Origin of the sequence: Pseudomonas viridiflava (assembly GCF_900184295.1) — a bacterium.
GTDB classification, from domain to species: domain Bacteria; phylum Pseudomonadota; class Gammaproteobacteria; order Pseudomonadales; family Pseudomonadaceae; genus Aquipseudomonas; species Aquipseudomonas viridiflava.
In genome coordinates this window covers 2,474,471-2,490,407 of sequence record NZ_LT855380.1, presented here as the reverse complement: position 1 = coordinate 2,490,407, position 15,937 = coordinate 2,474,471, and the positions used below count along the sequence as shown (strand labels likewise).

Genomic DNA, 15,937 nt, shown 5'->3' with positions numbered 1-15,937 from the left:
CTGCTGACAGCGTGATCCCTGGCCGAATCGGCCATCGGGTCCGGCTGCCTGCGATTTGCCTCAAACACCTTTTTTCTCACTCGAACAAGAATAAAAAAATGAAAAAATCATTCGCTTTGCTCTCCCTGGCCGCCCTGTTCCCAAGCGCATGGACCCATGCCGACAGCGCCTACATCAACTATCGCCACCAATACGCAGAAAGCACCCGCATGCACGCCGACCGGGTCAAGTTCGGCACGCGGCTGGACAGCGGCTGGGGCTTTGAAGGTGAACTGAAGTACAAAACGGCGGGTGATCGCCAGGACGTCGCGTTCGACAACACCGTCGGCAACGGCCACGAACTGACGGTGAGTTATCAGCACAAGCTCAATGACAAATGGCTGCTGACCCCTTCCCTCGCACTGGAGAGCATCGAGCGCTCCACGGCCTACAAGATGGGGCTGAAGGTCGGCTACAAGGTCACCGATCAACTCACGCTTTCCGGTCGCTACCGGTATGACTCGATCAAGCTGGACCGCGACAGGGTCAACCGCGACATGCCGGACAATGAAATGAACGATCAGTCCGTCAACCGCTACGACGTCTGGGTCAACTACGCGACCAAAGGCCCCTGGTCATACGAGTACCAGTTCACCTACTTCGACGCCGACTACATCCGCTACGACAACGACAAGACCGACTACGAACAGAATGCGGCCTTCAAGTACAAATGGGACAAGAACTGGGTGCCGTTTTTCGAAGTCGGCGACATCAAGGTCAACTCCGAGGACGACAAGCGCCAGCTGAGATTGCGGGTGGGCGTGCAGTACAACTTTCTTTGAGGGCTGGCCGAGCACTGCCGCAGGTCGCCAGGACGCGGAGCGTCCCAAGAGGCATTCCCACGCTGGAGCGTGAGGAACGATCAGCGTAAGGCTGACAAAGTTGATCGTGCCGATGCTCCGCGTCGGCATGCACACCGGGACGCTCTGCGTCCCTTCGATGTCAGTCGCTGTACAGGGCCTGTGTCCTGCGCAGGCGCATGCGGCTGCCGTTGAGGTGCAGGTACATGGCCGAACGTGCGGCGTCGACGTTGCCTTCGGCGATGGCGTTGTAGATCTGCCGGTGTTCGGCATTGATGCCAGCCAGATAGGCATTTCGGTCGCTCTGGCCGGTGTAGGCCGAGTTCATGCGGGTGCGGGGAATCAGCTTGGTGCCGAGGTGTTTCATGATATCGATCAGGTAGGCATTGCCCGACGCCTTGGCAATCTTGAGGTGAAACTGAAAGTCGGCGTTGATGGTCGTTCCGGACTTCTGCGGCCCTTCCAGCAGCGCGTCGAAGGCCCGCTTGAGCTCCAGCAATGCTTCAGGACTGCGTCGTTGCGCCGCCAGACCTGCCGCTTCGACTTCAAGACTCAGACGAAACTCAAGCAGGTTCAGTACATCCGCCACCGTGACAATGGTGGCAGGCCCGACGGAAAACCCTTCCGGCGGTGGCATATCGAGCACGAAGGTCCCGACCCCATGACGCGTTTCCACCAGCCCCGCCGCCTGCATCCGCGACAACGCATCGCGCACCACCGTGCGGCTGACGCCCTCGGCCTCCATGATATTGAGTTCGGAAGGCAGCTTCTCGCCACGCTGAAGCACACCGTCACGCATGCGCTGGGCAAAGCGGTCAACCAGGGTTTCAGCCAGGCGGCGATGATTCTTTTGCGAGGAAAGCGCGTTGTCCGACATTGCAGCCTCATGTCTATCGAATACCCGAGTATAGGCTGCGATCCCCGCACAAAACACGCCCTGAGTGAGGTTATACTCAGCGCCCCGACACGGACCTGATCACCCGCCATGGAACCTACCGCATCCCCGAAAGGCCGCCGTTCCAGCCTGACCCAGCAATTGGTCGCCGAATTCGCCCGCAAAATTCGCGAAGGCGAGATCCAGAGCGGCGAAAAGCTGCCCACCGAACAGGTGATCATTCGTGAAACCGGGGTCAGTCGTACCGTTGTCCGTGAAGCCATGTCGCGCCTGCAGGCCGAAGGACTGGTCGAGACCCGGCATGGCATCGGCACCTTCGTGGTCGACGCCTCCGAGGCCAGGGCCGATCAATCGGACGAGTTGTCCATCGGCACACCTGGCGACGCCGTGGCGATCATTGAACTGCGATTGAGTCTGGAGCCCGAAGCCGCTGCGCTGGCTGCACAACGTCGCACGCCCGAGCAATTGAGCGCCATTCGTCAGGCGCTCGACGAACTGCACCGCTGCGTACGGACCGGCCAGGACACCCTGCAGGCCGATTACGAATTCCATCGCCGCATTTCCCTGTGCACCGCCAACAGTTTCTTCACCGATGTAATGAACCAGCTGGGCAGCAGCATTCTGCCGCGCACACGCGGCGGTTTCGGCAACGTCACGTCGTTGCAGATGGAAGACGATCCTCATATTCAGCAGCGCGAGCAGGAACAGATCTTCGACGCTCTGGCCCATCAGGATCGCGACGCCGCCCGCGCAGCCATGCGTCTGCACCTGATCAACAGCCTGCAACGCCTGCGTGCAAAGCCATAGCGAGCCCATCCCTTATCGTTTACCATGCCGCCCGTCGGTTTCCGAGAGGAACTAACAGGGAATTCGCCCGCCTCGCGCCACGAGCCGAAACGAAACTGCCCCCGCAACTGTAGGCATCGAGCCAGCTCCACCACTGCCACTGGGTGATCCCCGGGAAGGCCGGAGTCAGGCGATGACGTGCCAGTCAGGAGACCTGCCGACCTGAATCAATCACTAACCGGCGGGGTGTCCGGGAAGGACATCCTTGCGCCTGGCCTTAGTGCGCCGAGTGCTGCCGTTTCCGGCAGGCAGGGATGTGTTTTCCTGTTGTGCGTGCGCCCTGACACACGTTCGAATCGAGGTCGCATTCCATGTCACTGCCCCGCCTTGCCGCACTCGCTGCCAGCCTGACCCTTTCAAGCCTTGCGTTCGCCGCACCGACCCACTATCCGCTGACCCTTGAAAACTGCGGTTACTCGCTGACGTTCGAGCATGCACCGACCAAAGCAGTGACCATCGGCCAGTCGGGCACGGAGATGCTTTACGAGCTTGGCCTGGGGGACAGACTGGTCGGCACCTCCCTGTGGTTCAACGATGTATTGCCGCGCTTCAAAGAGCAGAACGACAACGTCGAGCGCCTGGCCAACAACGAACCCAGTTTTGAGGCAGTGATCGGCAAACGTCCCGAACTGGTTGCCGTGCAGCTGGAATGGATGGTCGGCAAGCAAGGCGCAGTCGGCACGCGGGAGCAGTTCCATGAACTGAAAATCCCGACCTACCTCATGCCGTCCGACTGCGAAGGCAAGGACAATCTGGTTGGCGCCGACGGCACGCGCCTCGAGGCATTTCGCATCGAGACCATCTACAAGAGCATCGAGCAACTGGCGCGAATCTTTGACGTGCAGGATCGCGGCGACAAACTGGTCGCCGATCTCAAGGCCCGTCTGAGCGCCGCAGTGGCCAACGTCAAACAGAACCACGACAAAGACGTATCAGCTGTGTTCTGGTTCTCAAGCTCCGACCTGAAAGCCGACCCTTTCGTCGCGGGTCGCAAGGGTATTCCGGACTTCATGCTCAATAATCTGGGGATGCGCAACATCGTCCAGTCCGACGAAGAGTGGCCCACTGTTGGCTGGGAAACCATCGCCAAGGCCAACCCGAGCATCCTGGTGATCGCCCGCATGGACCGTCGTCGCTTCCCGGCCGACGATTACCGCAAGAAAATCGAATTCCTCAAATCTGACCCGGTGACCCGCAACATGGACGCTGTGAAGCATGACCGCATCGTGATCATCGACGCCGAAGGCATGCAGGCCAGCCTGCGCCTGTTCACGGGCATCGAAGAGCTGTCTGCCGCCGCCAACCACTTCAACGCCACTCCATGAGATTGCCCGTCGCGCTCGGCCATGTGATCTGGGTCTCGGCAGTGCTGGTGCTGGCGATCATCGTCGGCGCTGCCATTGGCGAAACCTCGATCAGCCTGCAGGTGGTGTTTCAGGTGCTGGCCAATAAACTGTGGGCGGCGGGCTACGCGCTGGACCCCATCGATGAAGGCATCGTCTGGAACTACCGGCTGACCCGCGCCATCGTCGCCGCTGCCTGCGGTTCCGGGCTGGCCATTTGCGGCGTGGTGCTGCAGTCGCTGTTGCGCAACCCGCTGGCCGATCCTTATCTGCTGGGCATCTCAGCAGGCGCCTCGACCGGCGCAGTCATGGTCGCGATTCTGGGTTTCGGTGCCGGGGTCATTTCCATGTCGGCAGGCGCTTTTGTCGGTGCGCTGGTGGCGTTCTCTCTGGTCGCCCTGCTCGCCCACTCATCGCGAGGCAACACGGCCGCCGGGCAGATCATTCTGGCGGGCATTGCCGGCTCGCAACTGTTCAACGCGCTGACCTCGTTCCTGATCACCAAGTCGGCCAGCTCCGAACAGGCGCGCGGCATCATGTTCTGGCTACTGGGAAATCTGAGTGGCGTACGCTGGCCTTCGGTGTGGATGGCTGTTCCGGCAGCGTTGTTCGGCCTGTTGGTGTGCCTCTGGCATCGGCGCGCACTGGATGCCTTCACCTTCGGCAGTGACTCCGCCGCGTCTCTGGGAATCGCCGTACGGCGGGTGCAGATCGTGTTGATCGCCACTGCGGCACTGGTCACGGCAGTGATGGTCTCGATTGTGGGGTCCATCGGTTTTGTCGGTCTGGTAATCCCCCACGCTGTACGGATGCTCACCGGCGTGCGCCATGCCCGACTGGTGCCGCTGAGCGCCCTGAGCGGCGCGCTGTTCCTGATCGCTGCGGACATTCTTTCCCGCACGCTGATCAAGGGTCAGGCGCTGCCCATCGGGGTGATCACCGCCCTGATCGGCGCACCGGTGTTTGCGCTGATCCTCATTCAAGGGAACAGGACACGATGAACGCCTTCACTCCCGATATCGGCACCCCAGCGCTCGGTTGCAAGGGGCTTGGCTATTCGGTCCGTGGCGCAACACTGCTGCGCGAGGTGGATCTGAGCATCGCGCAAGGCGAGACGCTGGGCATCGTGGGGCCGAATGGCTCGGGCAAATCGACCCTGCTCAAGCTGTTGTCCGGCATCCACAAGCCGTCCAGCGGTCAGGTAACGATCGGCGAACGGCCTCTGTCGAGCCTGAACCGGCGCGACATTGCCCGCGCGCTGGCGGTGGTCGAGCAACAGGCAGAAACCAGCGACGCGATCACGGTACTGGATGCCGTTGAACTGGGCCGCACGCCATGGTTGTCGGCGCTGGCGCCCTGGAGCGACAACGACGACCGTATCGTTCGGCAGGCGCTGGTGGACGTGGACATGCTGCCTTTCATCAAGCGCGCCTGGCATACCCTGTCGGGCGGGGAGCGGCAACGGGTGCATATCGCACGGGCGCTGGCACAGAGGCCAGGCATCCTGTTGCTGGACGAGCCGACCAATCACCTGGATATCCAGCATCAGTTGACCATTCTCGGTCTGGTCAAGGCGTTGCCGGTGACCACGGTCATCGCCCTGCATGACCTGAATCAGGCGCTGGACTGCGACCGGGTGGCGGTCATGGAAAAGGGCCGCATGGTCGCGCTGGGCGCACCCGCCGAGGTGCTGACTCCCGAGCGGCTGCTGGAGACCTTCGGGGTGGTGGGCCGCTGGCTGACCGACCCGTTCGATGGCTCGCGGATTCTGCGTCTGCGATCGCCCTGAAACAGCCGCCTCCCCCCGCCGACAGTCAGTAAATGCCGCAGCAGCGATCAGCGCAGGTGCGCAGCGCGGCCCATGGCACTACAATGCGCGCTTTGCCCGCCGTCGGATGCCGTAGCCATGTCCCTACCCAAACACCACCTGGAATTGCTCAGCCCCGCACGGGACACGAGCATCGCCCGTGAAGCCATTCTGCATGGCGCCGACGCGGTGTACATTGGCGGGCCAAGCTTCGGCGCACGACACAACGCCTGCAACGAGGTCAGCGATATCGCCGAACTGGTCAAGTTCGCCCATCGCTACCACGCGCGCATCTTCACCACGATCAACACCATCCTGCATGACGATGAGCTGGAACCGGCCCGCAAGCTGATTCACCAGCTCTACGACGCGGGCGTGGACGCATTGATCGTGCAGGACCTCGGCGTCCTGGACATGGACATTCCGCCCATCGAGCTGCATGCCAGCACCCAGACCGACATCCGCACGCTGGGCCGGGCGAAGTTTCTCGATCAGGCCGGTTTCTCTCAGCTGGTACTGGCACGTGAGCTGAACCTGCAGGAAATCCGCGAGATCGCCGACGAAACCGACGCAGCCATCGAGTTTTTCATTCACGGCGCACTGTGTGTGGCGTTCTCCGGGCAGTGCAACATCTCCCACGCGCAGAACGGCCGCAGCGCCAACCGTGGCGACTGCTCCCAGGCCTGCCGCCTGCCGTACACCCTGAAGGATGATCAGGGTCGCGTCGTGGCCTTCGAAAAACACCTGCTGTCGATGAAAGACAACAATCAGAGCGCCAACCTGCGTGCCTTGGTCGAAGCAGGCGTGCGCTCGTTCAAGATCGAAGGACGCTACAAGGATGCGGGCTACGTCAAGAACATCACCGCGTATTACCGCCAGCGTCTGGACGATATTCTGGAAGACCGCCCAGATCTGGCGCGCGCCTCCAGCGGCCGTACTGCACACTTCTTCGTGCCGGACCCGGAAAAGACCTTCAACCGTGGCAGCACCGATTATTTCGTCAGCGACCGCAAGATCGACATCGGCGCGTTCGACACGCCGACCTTCACCGGCCTGCTGGTCGGCAACGTGGAGAAACTGGGCAAGCGCGACCTGATCGCCGTCACCCACGAGCCGCTGTCCAACGGCGACGGGCTGAACGTGCTGATCAAACGTGAAGTGGTGGGTTTCCGCGCCAACGTCGCGGAGCTCAAAGGCGAATTCGAGGAAGACGGTGAAAAACGCTGGCGCTATCGCGTCGAGCCTAACGAGATGCCGGCTGCCCTCTCCCGCCTGCGTCCGAATCACCCTCTGAGCCGTAACCTGGACCACAACTGGCAGCAGGCCTTGTTAAAGACCTCGGCCGAACGCCGGATCGGCATTCAATGGCAGGTTGAACTGCGTGAAGAGCGCCTGAACCTGACCGCGATCAGCGAAGAAGGCGTCAGCGTCACGACGCATCTGGACGGCCCGTTTGGCGCGGCGAACAAGCCGGAACAGGCGCTGGACCAGTTGCGCGATCTGCTGTCCCAACTGGGCACCACGATTTACTACGCTCAAAACATCAAGCTGGACGCACCCCAAGCGTTCTTCGTGCCCAACTCCCAGCTCAAGACCCTGCGCCGCGACACCATCGAAGCGCTGACCGAAGCCCGCATCAAGGCGCATCCTCAGGGCGGCCGCAAGGCTGAAACCACGCCGCCTCCGGTTTATCCTGAGTCACACCTGTCGTTCCTGGCCAACGTGTACAACCAGAAAGCGCGTGATTTCTACCACCGTCATGGTGTGCAACTGATCGATGCGGCTTATGAAGCGCACGAAGAGACCGGCGAAGTGCCGGTCATGATCACCAAGCACTGCCTGCGTTTCTCGTTCAACCTGTGCCCGAAACAGGCCAAGGGCGTGACCGGCGTGCGCACCAAGGTCGCACCGATGCAGCTGATTCATGGGGACGAAGTGCTGACCCTGAAGTTCGACTGCAAACCCTGTGAGATGCACGTGGTGGGCAAGATGAAAGGCCACATTCTGGACCTGCCACTGCCGGGCAGCGCCGCGGCCAAGGCAGTCGTCGGCCATATCACGCCTGAAGACCTGATGAAGACCGCACGCCAGCGCGCTCCGCGCTGATATGAGTCAGTCCTGAGGGCAGGCGTTTACTCGCCCTCGGGATTCCGTTGCCGCTCGCCAGGCACGCACTCCATATGCGTGGTGTTCCACACCGGATCGGTTTCAACGTCGGTCACCGAAAATCCCTGCTTTTCCCAGAAGCGGATCGCGCCGGGCAGAAACGGATGGGTGTGCAGGTACAGCACCTCTATCCCGCCAGCTTCGGCGTGCGCCCACAGCGCTTCACACAGGCGACTGGCCAGACCATCACCCCGGAACTGAGGCATGACGTAAAGGCGCACGATCTCCACGGTATCGCGACCGACGTAGTCCAGTTGTGGAAAGCGATGATCGAACGGCAAATAGCCGACAGCCGCGATGATCTTCCCGTCATGACGTGCAGTCAGAAATTTTCCTCTGTCGCCGTTCAGGTACACCTGTTCGAAGGCTGCCAGATCGGCAGGGAGCACGGCGGCATCGAGCATGGGGAAAACCTCGGCTCGGGCACGCATGGCGAACTCGATGGTTTCAGAAATTTCGGCGCGGGTGACTTCCTGGATAGTAAGGGTCATGGCAACGGATCTTGTGAATGAAGACGCAGGGTAATACAAATGCTGCGCCAGCTTCATACGGGTAATGATCGTGCCCATCGCACTGCGCTCATCGGTGTACACAAGTCCTCATGCGGGAATACGATGATGATCGTTCCCACGCTCCAGCGTGGTAACGCCTCCCAGGACGCTCCGCGTCCGCTCTTGAATGCGGTGCAGATGTATGCCCAAGCTCCAGCGTTATCCACGTCATGCGCCCGGCTCACTGAGTCCGCAATCTGTGCCATTTGTGACGCGGAGCGTCACGGGAGGCGTGCCCACGCAGAGCGATGGGCACGATCAGTGGTGAGGCGGATTTTTGTATAACAATGAGCGCGGAGCATAGGCACGCATCCAGTGACGCTCCACATCTGCCACCCATCCTCTTTCATGCACACCTTTACAGCGCAACTCGTCCGTTGCGCACCATTGCAATGCAGCCTGCCCGGCCATCCCGATACCTGCTCCAGGACACTGATGTCGCTTAAGACGCCCGGAAACACGAGGCGTGCGGTCACTCATCAATGATCGACACCAAGCTGGCACAACCCCTGCATTATTCCAGACAACCCCACCTTCAATAGGGTCGGGCCGCCCCGGTTGATCGACGCAGATCGCCAGTCTCATGGAGACCTCAGGGCCATCAGGTGCATCCGGCAACGAGGCTCGATCCGCACCCTTTACAGCATAAGAGAACAGGCAAAGGCGCCTGGAACCGAAAGGTTCCGGGCGCTTTTTTTTGCTTCAAAAAACCTGATTGGCCTCGGCCGGGATTAGCCATGAACACCACAGTCTTCCCCCACAACGATGTAAAAACCCTGATCGTCGTCGGCAATGGCATGGTCGGTCATCATTGCGTCGAGCAGTTGATCGCAGGCGGCGCGCTTGAGCGTTATCGCATTCATGTGTTCGGCGAAGAGGCCCAGCGTGCCTATGACCGCGTTCACCTGTCCGAGTACTTCACCGGGCGCGACGCCGAGTCGCTGGCCATGAGCGAAATGGCGCTTTACGAACAGGCGGGTCTGACCCTGCACCTGGGCGTGCCGGTGCTGGAGATCGACCGTGATCGACACGAGATCATCACCGCTGAAGGCTGCTTCAGTTATGACAAGCTGATTCTGGCCACGGGCTCGTACCCGTTCGTGCCGCCCATCGAAGGCGCGCAGGGCAATTCAAAACTGGTCTATCGCACGCTCGAAGACCTGGACAGCATTCGTTACGCCGCCTCGAAAGCCCGTCGCGGCGTAGTGGTCGGTGGCGGCCTGCTGGGACTGGAAGCGGCCAACGCCCTGAAATCTCTGGGTCTTGAGGCCCACGTCGTGGAGTTCGCGCCGCGCCTGATGCCGGTCCAACTCGACGAACTGGGCGGCGCTGCCTTGAAGGCTCGCATCGAAGCGCTCGGCGTGGGCGTGCACCTTTCACGCGCCACTCAGTCGATCACTGACGGCAAGCAGTACCGCTATCGCATGAACTTCGCCAACGACGAATTCCTCGAAACCGACCTGATCGTGTTCTCCGCCGGTATTCGTCCGCAGGATGCCCTTGCCCGCCAGTGCGAGCTCGAACTCGGCCCTCGTGGCGGTATCGTGATTGACGAACACTGCCGCACCAGCGATGAAGACATTTATGCCATCGGCGAATGCGCGGCCTGGAACGGTAGCGTGTTCGGCCTGGTTGCGCCGGGCTATCAGATGGCCCGTGGCGTAGCGGCGCAATTGTGCGACAAGGACACCGACCCCTTCTTCGGTGCGGACATGTCCACCAAGCTCAAGTTGCTGGGCGTGGACGTCGGCTCCATTGGCGATGCCCACGGCGCGCTGGCCGGGGCGGTCAGCTATCGCTTCATCGACGAAGCCACCGCCAGCTATCGCCGACTGGTGGTGTCGGCTGACGGCAAACAGGTGTTGGGTGCCGTGCTGGTCGGCGACAACAGCTACTACGACACGCTGCTGCAATACGCGCAGAACGGCATCACCCTGCCTGCCGATCCGTCGAGCCTGATCCTGCCGCACAGCGAAGGCGCGCCGACACTGGGTGCCGACGCGCTGCCCGCCACCGCGACGATCTGCTCATGCCACAACGTCAGCAAGGGCTCAATCTGCTCGGCCATCGACAATGGCTGCACCGACCTTGCAGGAATCAAGGCCTGCACCAAGGCGGCGACTGGCTGTGGCGGCTGTACCGCGCTGCTCAAGCAGGTTTTCGAACATGAACTGATCGCCCGCGGCGTGGCGGTGGACAAGAGCCTGTGCGAACACTTCGCCTACACCCGTCAGGAGCTGTATTCGATGGTCCGCGTCGAAGGGATCGAAACCTTCGAGGAACTGTTTGCCCGGCACGGCAAGGGTGCTCACGGCTGCGACATCTGCAAGCCTGCGGTCGGCTCGATCCTGGCTTCGTGCTGGAACCGGCCAATCACCGAGCCTTCGCTGGTGCCACTGCAGGACACCAACGACACCTTCATGGCCAACATGCAGAAGAACGGCACCTACTCGGTGGTGCCGCGCATTCCAGGCGGTGAAATCACGCCCGACGGCCTGATCGCCATCGGTGCGGTGGCCAAGAAGTATGATCTTTACACCAAGATTACCGGCGGTCAGCGTATCGACCTGTTCGGCGCGCAACTGCACGAGTTGCCGGACATCTGGAGCGAACTGATCGAAGCCGGATTCGAAACCGGTCACGCCTACGGCAAATCGACCCGGACCGTGAAGTCCTGTGTCGGCAGTACCTGGTGCCGCTACGGCGTTCAGGACAGCGTCGCCATGGCGCTGCGCATCGAGGACCGCTACAAGGGCCTGCGCTCGCCGCACAAACTCAAGTTCGCGGTGTCAGGCTGCACCCGTGAATGCGCTGAAGCGCAGAGCAAGGACGTGGGTGTGATTGCCACCGAGAACGGCTGGAACCTGTACCTCTGCGGCAACGGCGGTATGCGTCCGCGTCACGCCGAGCTGTTCGCGACCGACCTGGATGACGAAACCCTGATCCGCTACATCGACCGATTCCTGATGCTCTACATCCGCACTGCGGACAAGCTGCAGCGCACGTCCGTATGGCGCGAGTCGCTGGAAGGCGGGCTGGATTACCTGAAGGCCGTGATCCTCGACGACAGTCTGGGGCTTGCGGCGGAACTCGAATCGCAGATGCAACTGGTGGTCCATCGCTATGAATGCGAGTGGGCCAACGCACTGAAGGATCCGGAAAAGCTCAAACGCTTCCGCACCTTCGTCAACGACGGCCGTGGCGACCCGGACGTGCATTTCGTCAAGGAGCGCGCCCAGCGTCGTCCGGCAAGACCTGAAGAACTCAAGCTGATCCCATCGTTCAAGGAGGTGGTCTGATGAACTCATCCGATACGGCTTTTGCAGAAAACACTCAGTCCGCACTGCATCTGCACTGGCATGCCCTGTGCGGACGCCAGGATCTGGTCGCCAACTCAGGCGTGGTGGCATGGCTCGACGGTACGCAGGTTGCGTTGTTTTATGTGCCTGATACGGCAGAAGGCGAGAAGCTTTACGCCATCGACAACCGCGACCCCAAGTCCGGAGCCAACGTGATCGGACGCGGGCTGATTGGCCAGATCGCCGGAGACCTGGTCATCGCCTCGCCACTGTACAAACAACACTTCCGCCTGCATGACGGCTCCTGTCTGGAATATCCGGAACAGCGACTGGAGGTCTGGCCGGTGCGGTTGAACGGTGATCAGGTGGAGATTGCGGTTTAGCGGCAGGGATGTTTGGCCGGCATGATCGCGCGTTACTCCAGATGCGTCGCCGGGACGCGGAGCGTCCTGAGCGGCATTCCCACGCGGAGCACTCATCGTTATACACAAATCGACCTGAAGGAACGCGGTGCCCGAAAGTGGGAGCGGACTTGTCCGCGAATACTGCGATTCAGACGCTGGATCTTTGTCGGATGTGCCAGCTTTCGCGGACAAACGGAACGCCGCCCGGTCCGCTCCTACGACCGAAATAGTGCTCGCTCCAGATGCGCGTAGCGACTTGTGTATAACGATGAGCGCAGAGCATGGGAACGATCGTTGATCATCCGGACACTGATCATGCCCATCGCCGCGTGGGCATGCCTCCCGTGACGCTCCGGGTCACACATGGCACAGATTGGGGATTCAGTGAGCCGAGCGCATGGCTCCAGTCACCTTTTGATTTCCCACGGGTTTTGATCAGTCAAATATGGCCTCCAGAGCATTTATCTGTATATCCATACAGATAAAACTTGCCCATCGCCGCTTCAAAGTTCATCCTTGCAGCCTTCACCACCGGTAATCGAAGACGGTAGTCATGCGGCTGTTCCTTTGCGAAAAACCCTCTCAGGCCAAAGACATCGCGGCTGTGCTCGGCGCAACGCGGCGTGGGGACGGCTGCTGGGTGGGTGCCAATGCCACCGTGACCTGGTGCATCGGCCATTTGCTGGAAACCGCACCGCCGGATGCCTACGACGCCCGTTACAAGCGCTGGGTGCTGGAAGACCTGCCCATCGTTCCGCAGCAATGGAAGATGCTGGTCAAGCCCAGAACCGCCAGCCAGTTCAAGGCGGTAAAGCGTCTGCTGGGAGAGGCAAAAGAGCTGGTGATTGCCACGGACGCCGACCGCGAGGGTGAAATGATTGCCCGGGAGCTGGTCGAACATTGCCGCTATCGCGGGCCGATCCAGCGCCTGTGGCTGTCCGCCCTGGACGACGCTTCGATCCGCAAGGCGCTGGCCACGCTCAAGCCCGGTGCGGATACTTTCAGCCTGTATCACTCGGCACTGGGCCGTTCCCGCGCCGACTGGCTGATCGGCATGAACATGAGCCGACTGTTCACCCTGCTGGGCCGACAATCGGGCTATCAGGGCGTGCTGCCGGTCGGACGCGTGCAGACCCCGACACTTCGACTGGTCGTGGACCGCGACCGCAGCATTGCCAATTTTGTCCCTGTGCCTTACTGGGCCATCGATGTGAAGCTGCTGCATGACCAACAGGCGTTCATCGCCCAATGGCGAGCGCCGTCGGACGTTTGTGATGATCAGGACCGCTGCCTGAATCAGCCGCTGGCGCAGCAGGCAGCAGAAGACATTCGCAGGGCAGGCAGCGCTCGGCTGGTCAAACTGCGCACCGAGCGAATTCGTGAAGCGGCGCCCCTGCCCTTCGATCTCGGCACGCTGCAAGAAATCTGCTCGAAGAAGCTCGGCCTCGGCGCTCAGGAAACACTCGACATTGCCCAGTCCCTGTACGAAACCCACAAGGTGATCACCTACCCGCGCAGCGATTGCGGCTACCTGCCCAACAGCCAGCACAGCGAAGCCGCGAGCATCATTGCGGCGCTGGGCAAGGCCGATCCGGCGCTGGGCGAGTTGATGCCGCACCTTGATGCACAACGCCGCTCTCGAGCATGGAACGATGCCAAGGTCAGCGCGCACCACGGCATCATCCCCACTGCAGCAGCCCGAGGCATCGAGCGCCTGACCGGCAAACCGAGAGCGGTCTACACGCTGATCAGAGCCCGCTATCTGGCGCAGTTTCTGCCCAATCATGAGTACGACCGCACCCAGGCCGACTTCGACTGCGCAGGTCACGCCTTGCGCGCCGTCGGCAAACAGATCGTCGAACCGGGCTGGAAGCGTGCCATGCCCGAGGCGCTGGCCCCGGCAAAAGGTCGCGAAGCCCCCGCGCCCCAGCCGCTACCCAGATTGATCCAGGGCTGCGACTGCGCTGTTGCCGATGTCATCCTCAAGGACCTCTGGACCCAGCCGCCCAAGCCGTTCACCGAAGGTGATCTGATCAAGGCGATGAAGAATGTCGCAAAACTGGTGGAAGATCCGCTGCTCAAGCAGAAGCTCAAGGACACTACCGGCATCGGCACCGAGGCGACGCGCGCGGGCATCATTCAGGGGCTGCTGGATCGTGGCTATCTCACCAAGCAGGGCAAGGCGCTGTGTGCCACGCCAGCGGCTTTCAGTTTGATCGATGCCGTGCCGCGCGCCATCGCCGACCCAGGCACCACTGCCATCTGGGAACAGGCGCTGGACATGGTGCAGAGCGGCGAAATGAGCCTTGAAGAGTTCGTTACCCGGCAGGCCGCCTGGATGAGCAAGCACGTTAGCCGCTGCGTCGGCATGCGCATGTCCATCAGCGGTCCGGCGAGCCCGGCAGGTGTGAAGCCGCCCTGGAAGAAAAAGCGCAAGGCAAGCCCGCGCAAGGTCGCAGGCACCGAGAAAGCAACCGGCACGGCGGTGAAAAAACCGCGCCGCGCCGTGAAACCTGCCAGCAAGGCTTAGGCCCGCCGGGCAGGTATTCGCTGCAAGGAATCAATTCAAAACTGCATAACCAGGTGTAGCCACATGTCAGACCGCGAAATCATTGTCCCTCCCACCATGGAACTGATCATGGACCGTGCTGGCTACGCGCCTGCGGTCAGGGTCGGCCATACGCTCTACTGCTCCGGGCAGGTCGGACGCACACGGGATATGGACGTGATCCTGAACCCTGAAGCGCAGTTCATTGCCTGCTGGGAGAACCTGCGCACGGTATTGGCCGAAGCTGGCTGCACGTTCGAGGACATCGTCGACATGACGACGTATCACGTGTCGATGAGCGAGCACATGCCGGTCTTTCGCGACGTGAAGAACCGGCTGTTTCCACGCGGTCAGTGCGCCTGGACCTGCATCGGCGTTGCCGAACTGGCGCATCCAGGCCTGTTGCTGGAGATCAAGTGCGTGGCTGTGATCCGTCAAGCCTGACTGGACGCTTCAGTTCTGGGAACGCGCCTTTAGCTGGTCCAGCATCGTCGTGTCGGTGCGCTCGAAACGCAGCGGCGTGACGGAAACACCGCCATTCATGACCACATGGGTTTCGCTGCCGGGCGCGTCTGCCAGATCATGGCGATGAATGCTCAACCAGAAGTAGTCCCGCTCACGCATGTCGGTGCGTGAAGTGACTTCCAGGGAGTCGATACGACCGGCCCCCTGGGTGGTGAACTGCATCGGGCCTGCTTCCGCTGCCGGGACATCAGGGAAATTGATGTTCAGACAAGCGCCCTGCTCCCAACCCAGTCCCCAGACCTTGCGAATCACATCAGGCGCCAGTTGCCGTGCCGTCTCCCAGCGCACCGAGTCACGGCGCGTCAGGGCCTGGCTCAGGGCAATCGAAGGGACGCCCAGCAACAGCCCGGCCATGGCCGCACCGACCGTACCGGAAAACACCGTTTCAACGCCCAGGTTCGCGCCTTTATTGATGCCGGACAGGATCAAGGTGGGTGGTTGACTCATCAATTGCTGCAAAGCCATGGCGACACAGTCGGCGGGCGTGCCCGACACCGAAAACCTGCGCTCGCCACGCTTGGTCACGCGCAGTGGGTGATGAATGCTCAAGGCATGCGATATGCCGCTCTGGTCGTGATCAGGGGCAACGATCCAGACGTCGTCGGCCAACTCGCCGGCCACTTCTTCAAGTGCCAGCAGACCTGGGGCATCGATGCCATCGTCGTTGGTGATCAGGATTCGGGGTAGTTTCTGGAAAGACATGACTGCTCCTGA

Annotated in this window: 13 protein-coding genes and 1 riboswitch; of the genes, 10 read left to right on the top strand and 3 right to left on the bottom strand. The window is 61.3% G+C overall.

All coding sequences use genetic code 11. From position 1 onward, the window contains the following. Window positions 1-98: 98 nt before the first annotated feature. Window positions 99-821, top strand: coding sequence for an oligogalacturonate-specific porin KdgM family protein (locus tag CFBP1590_RS11525; protein WP_088235050.1), 723 nt, complete (start codon window positions 99-101; stop codon window positions 819-821). A 160-nt stretch (window positions 822-981) separates the two neighbouring features. Here the strand turns inward: CFBP1590_RS11525 and CFBP1590_RS11520 are convergent, their stop codons facing one another. Next, window positions 982-1,716: a FadR/GntR family transcriptional regulator gene (locus CFBP1590_RS11520; RefSeq protein ID WP_004885098.1), complete on the bottom strand. Its 735-nt coding sequence runs from the start codon at window positions 1,714-1,716 to the stop codon at window positions 982-984. A gap of 108 nt (window positions 1,717-1,824) precedes the next feature. On the opposite strand from CFBP1590_RS11520, the gene CFBP1590_RS11515 reads away from it, so the two are divergent. From CFBP1590_RS11515 to CFBP1590_RS11495, 5 genes are all read left to right on the top strand, one after another. Next, entirely contained in the window at window positions 1,825-2,541 is a 717-nt protein-coding gene (locus CFBP1590_RS11515; RefSeq protein ID WP_088235049.1) for a FadR/GntR family transcriptional regulator, read from the top strand. An 18-nt stretch (window positions 2,542-2,559) separates the two neighbouring features. Continuing rightward, a riboswitch (cobalamin riboswitch) is annotated at window positions 2,560-2,756 on the top strand. Window positions 2,757-2,891: 135 nt separating this feature from the next. Beyond that, a complete protein-coding gene (locus CFBP1590_RS11510) occupies window positions 2,892-3,905 on the top strand; it encodes an ABC transporter substrate-binding protein (protein WP_088235048.1) in 1,014 nt (337 codons plus the stop codon). Continuing rightward, window positions 3,902-4,924, top strand: a complete 1,023-nt coding sequence (locus CFBP1590_RS11505) for a FecCD family ABC transporter permease (RefSeq protein ID WP_025993538.1) — start codon at window positions 3,902-3,904, stop codon at window positions 4,922-4,924. The genes CFBP1590_RS11510 and CFBP1590_RS11505 overlap by 4 nt, the downstream gene beginning before the upstream one ends. Continuing rightward, the gene (locus tag CFBP1590_RS11500) at window positions 4,921-5,712 is read left to right on the top strand and encodes an ABC transporter ATP-binding protein (RefSeq protein ID WP_088235047.1); all 792 of its coding nucleotides are present in this window, start codon (window positions 4,921-4,923) and stop codon (window positions 5,710-5,712) included. Before CFBP1590_RS11505 ends, CFBP1590_RS11500 begins: the two co-directional genes overlap by 4 nt. A 117-nt stretch (window positions 5,713-5,829) precedes the next feature. Further along, window positions 5,830-7,836: a peptidase U32 family protein gene (locus CFBP1590_RS11495; protein ID WP_088235046.1), complete on the top strand. Its 2,007-nt coding sequence runs from the start codon at window positions 5,830-5,832 to the stop codon at window positions 7,834-7,836. Between the two features lie 26 nt (window positions 7,837-7,862). Here CFBP1590_RS11495 and CFBP1590_RS11490 read toward each other — a convergent pair whose 3' ends face one another. Beyond that, entirely contained in the window at window positions 7,863-8,387 is a 525-nt protein-coding gene (locus tag CFBP1590_RS11490; RefSeq protein WP_043305684.1) for a GNAT family N-acetyltransferase, read from the bottom strand. Between the two features lie 797 nt (window positions 8,388-9,184). Here CFBP1590_RS11490 and nirB point away from each other — a divergent pair. The 4 genes from nirB to CFBP1590_RS11465 all read left to right on the top strand — a co-directional run bounded on the left by nirB (window position 9,185) and on the right by CFBP1590_RS11465 (window position 15,142). Beyond that, entirely contained in the window at window positions 9,185-11,746 is a 2,562-nt protein-coding gene (gene nirB, locus CFBP1590_RS11480; RefSeq protein WP_088235045.1) for a nitrite reductase large subunit NirB, read from the top strand. After that, entirely contained in the window at window positions 11,746-12,129 is a 384-nt protein-coding gene (gene nirD / locus CFBP1590_RS11475; RefSeq protein ID WP_088235044.1) for a nitrite reductase small subunit NirD, read from the top strand. The genes nirB and nirD overlap by 1 nt, the downstream gene beginning before the upstream one ends. A gap of 574 nt (window positions 12,130-12,703) precedes the next feature. After that, complete coding sequence (locus tag CFBP1590_RS11470; protein WP_088235043.1) at window positions 12,704-14,680, top strand: DNA topoisomerase III; 1,977 nt, start codon at window positions 12,704-12,706, stop codon at window positions 14,678-14,680. Window positions 14,681-14,743: 63 nt separating this feature from the next. Beyond that, window positions 14,744-15,142 carry a RidA family protein gene (locus tag CFBP1590_RS11465; RefSeq protein ID WP_025993494.1) on the top strand — a complete coding sequence of 133 codons (399 nt, stop codon included), beginning with the start codon at window positions 14,744-14,746 and terminating at the stop codon, window positions 15,140-15,142. Window positions 15,143-15,151: 9 nt separating this feature from the next. Here the strand turns inward: CFBP1590_RS11465 and surE are convergent, their stop codons facing one another. Beyond that, window positions 15,152-15,925: a 5'/3'-nucleotidase SurE gene (gene surE / locus CFBP1590_RS11460; RefSeq protein ID WP_088235042.1), complete on the bottom strand. Its 774-nt coding sequence runs from the start codon at window positions 15,923-15,925 to the stop codon at window positions 15,152-15,154. Between the last annotated feature and the right edge of the window lie 12 nt (window positions 15,926-15,937).

Excerpts from the sequence above, each read along its gene's own strand:
- CFBP1590_RS11525 (WP_088235050.1), top strand. The coding sequence starts at position 99 with ATGAAAAAATCATTCGCTTTGCTCTCCCTGGCCGCCCTGTTCCCAAGC.
- CFBP1590_RS11520 (WP_004885098.1), bottom strand. The coding sequence starts at position 1,716 with ATGTCGGACAACGCGCTTTCCTCGCAAAAGAATCATCGCCGCCTGGCT.
- CFBP1590_RS11515 (WP_088235049.1), top strand. The coding sequence starts at position 1,825 with ATGGAACCTACCGCATCCCCGAAAGGCCGCCGTTCCAGCCTGACCCAG.
- CFBP1590_RS11510 (WP_088235048.1), top strand. The coding sequence starts at position 2,892 with ATGTCACTGCCCCGCCTTGCCGCACTCGCTGCCAGCCTGACCCTTTCA.
- CFBP1590_RS11505 (WP_025993538.1), top strand. The coding sequence starts at position 3,902 with ATGAGATTGCCCGTCGCGCTCGGCCATGTGATCTGGGTCTCGGCAGTG.
- CFBP1590_RS11500 (WP_088235047.1), top strand. The coding sequence starts at position 4,921 with ATGAACGCCTTCACTCCCGATATCGGCACCCCAGCGCTCGGTTGCAAG.
- CFBP1590_RS11495 (WP_088235046.1), top strand. The coding sequence starts at position 5,830 with ATGTCCCTACCCAAACACCACCTGGAATTGCTCAGCCCCGCACGGGAC.
- CFBP1590_RS11490 (WP_043305684.1), bottom strand. The coding sequence starts at position 8,387 with ATGACCCTTACTATCCAGGAAGTCACCCGCGCCGAAATTTCTGAAACC.
- nirB (WP_088235045.1), top strand. The coding sequence starts at position 9,185 with ATGAACACCACAGTCTTCCCCCACAACGATGTAAAAACCCTGATCGTC.
- nirD (WP_088235044.1), top strand. The coding sequence starts at position 11,746 with ATGAACTCATCCGATACGGCTTTTGCAGAAAACACTCAGTCCGCACTG.
- CFBP1590_RS11470 (WP_088235043.1), top strand. The coding sequence starts at position 12,704 with ATGCGGCTGTTCCTTTGCGAAAAACCCTCTCAGGCCAAAGACATCGCG.
- CFBP1590_RS11465 (WP_025993494.1), top strand. The coding sequence starts at position 14,744 with ATGTCAGACCGCGAAATCATTGTCCCTCCCACCATGGAACTGATCATG.
- surE (WP_088235042.1), bottom strand. The coding sequence starts at position 15,925 with ATGTCTTTCCAGAAACTACCCCGAATCCTGATCACCAACGACGATGGC.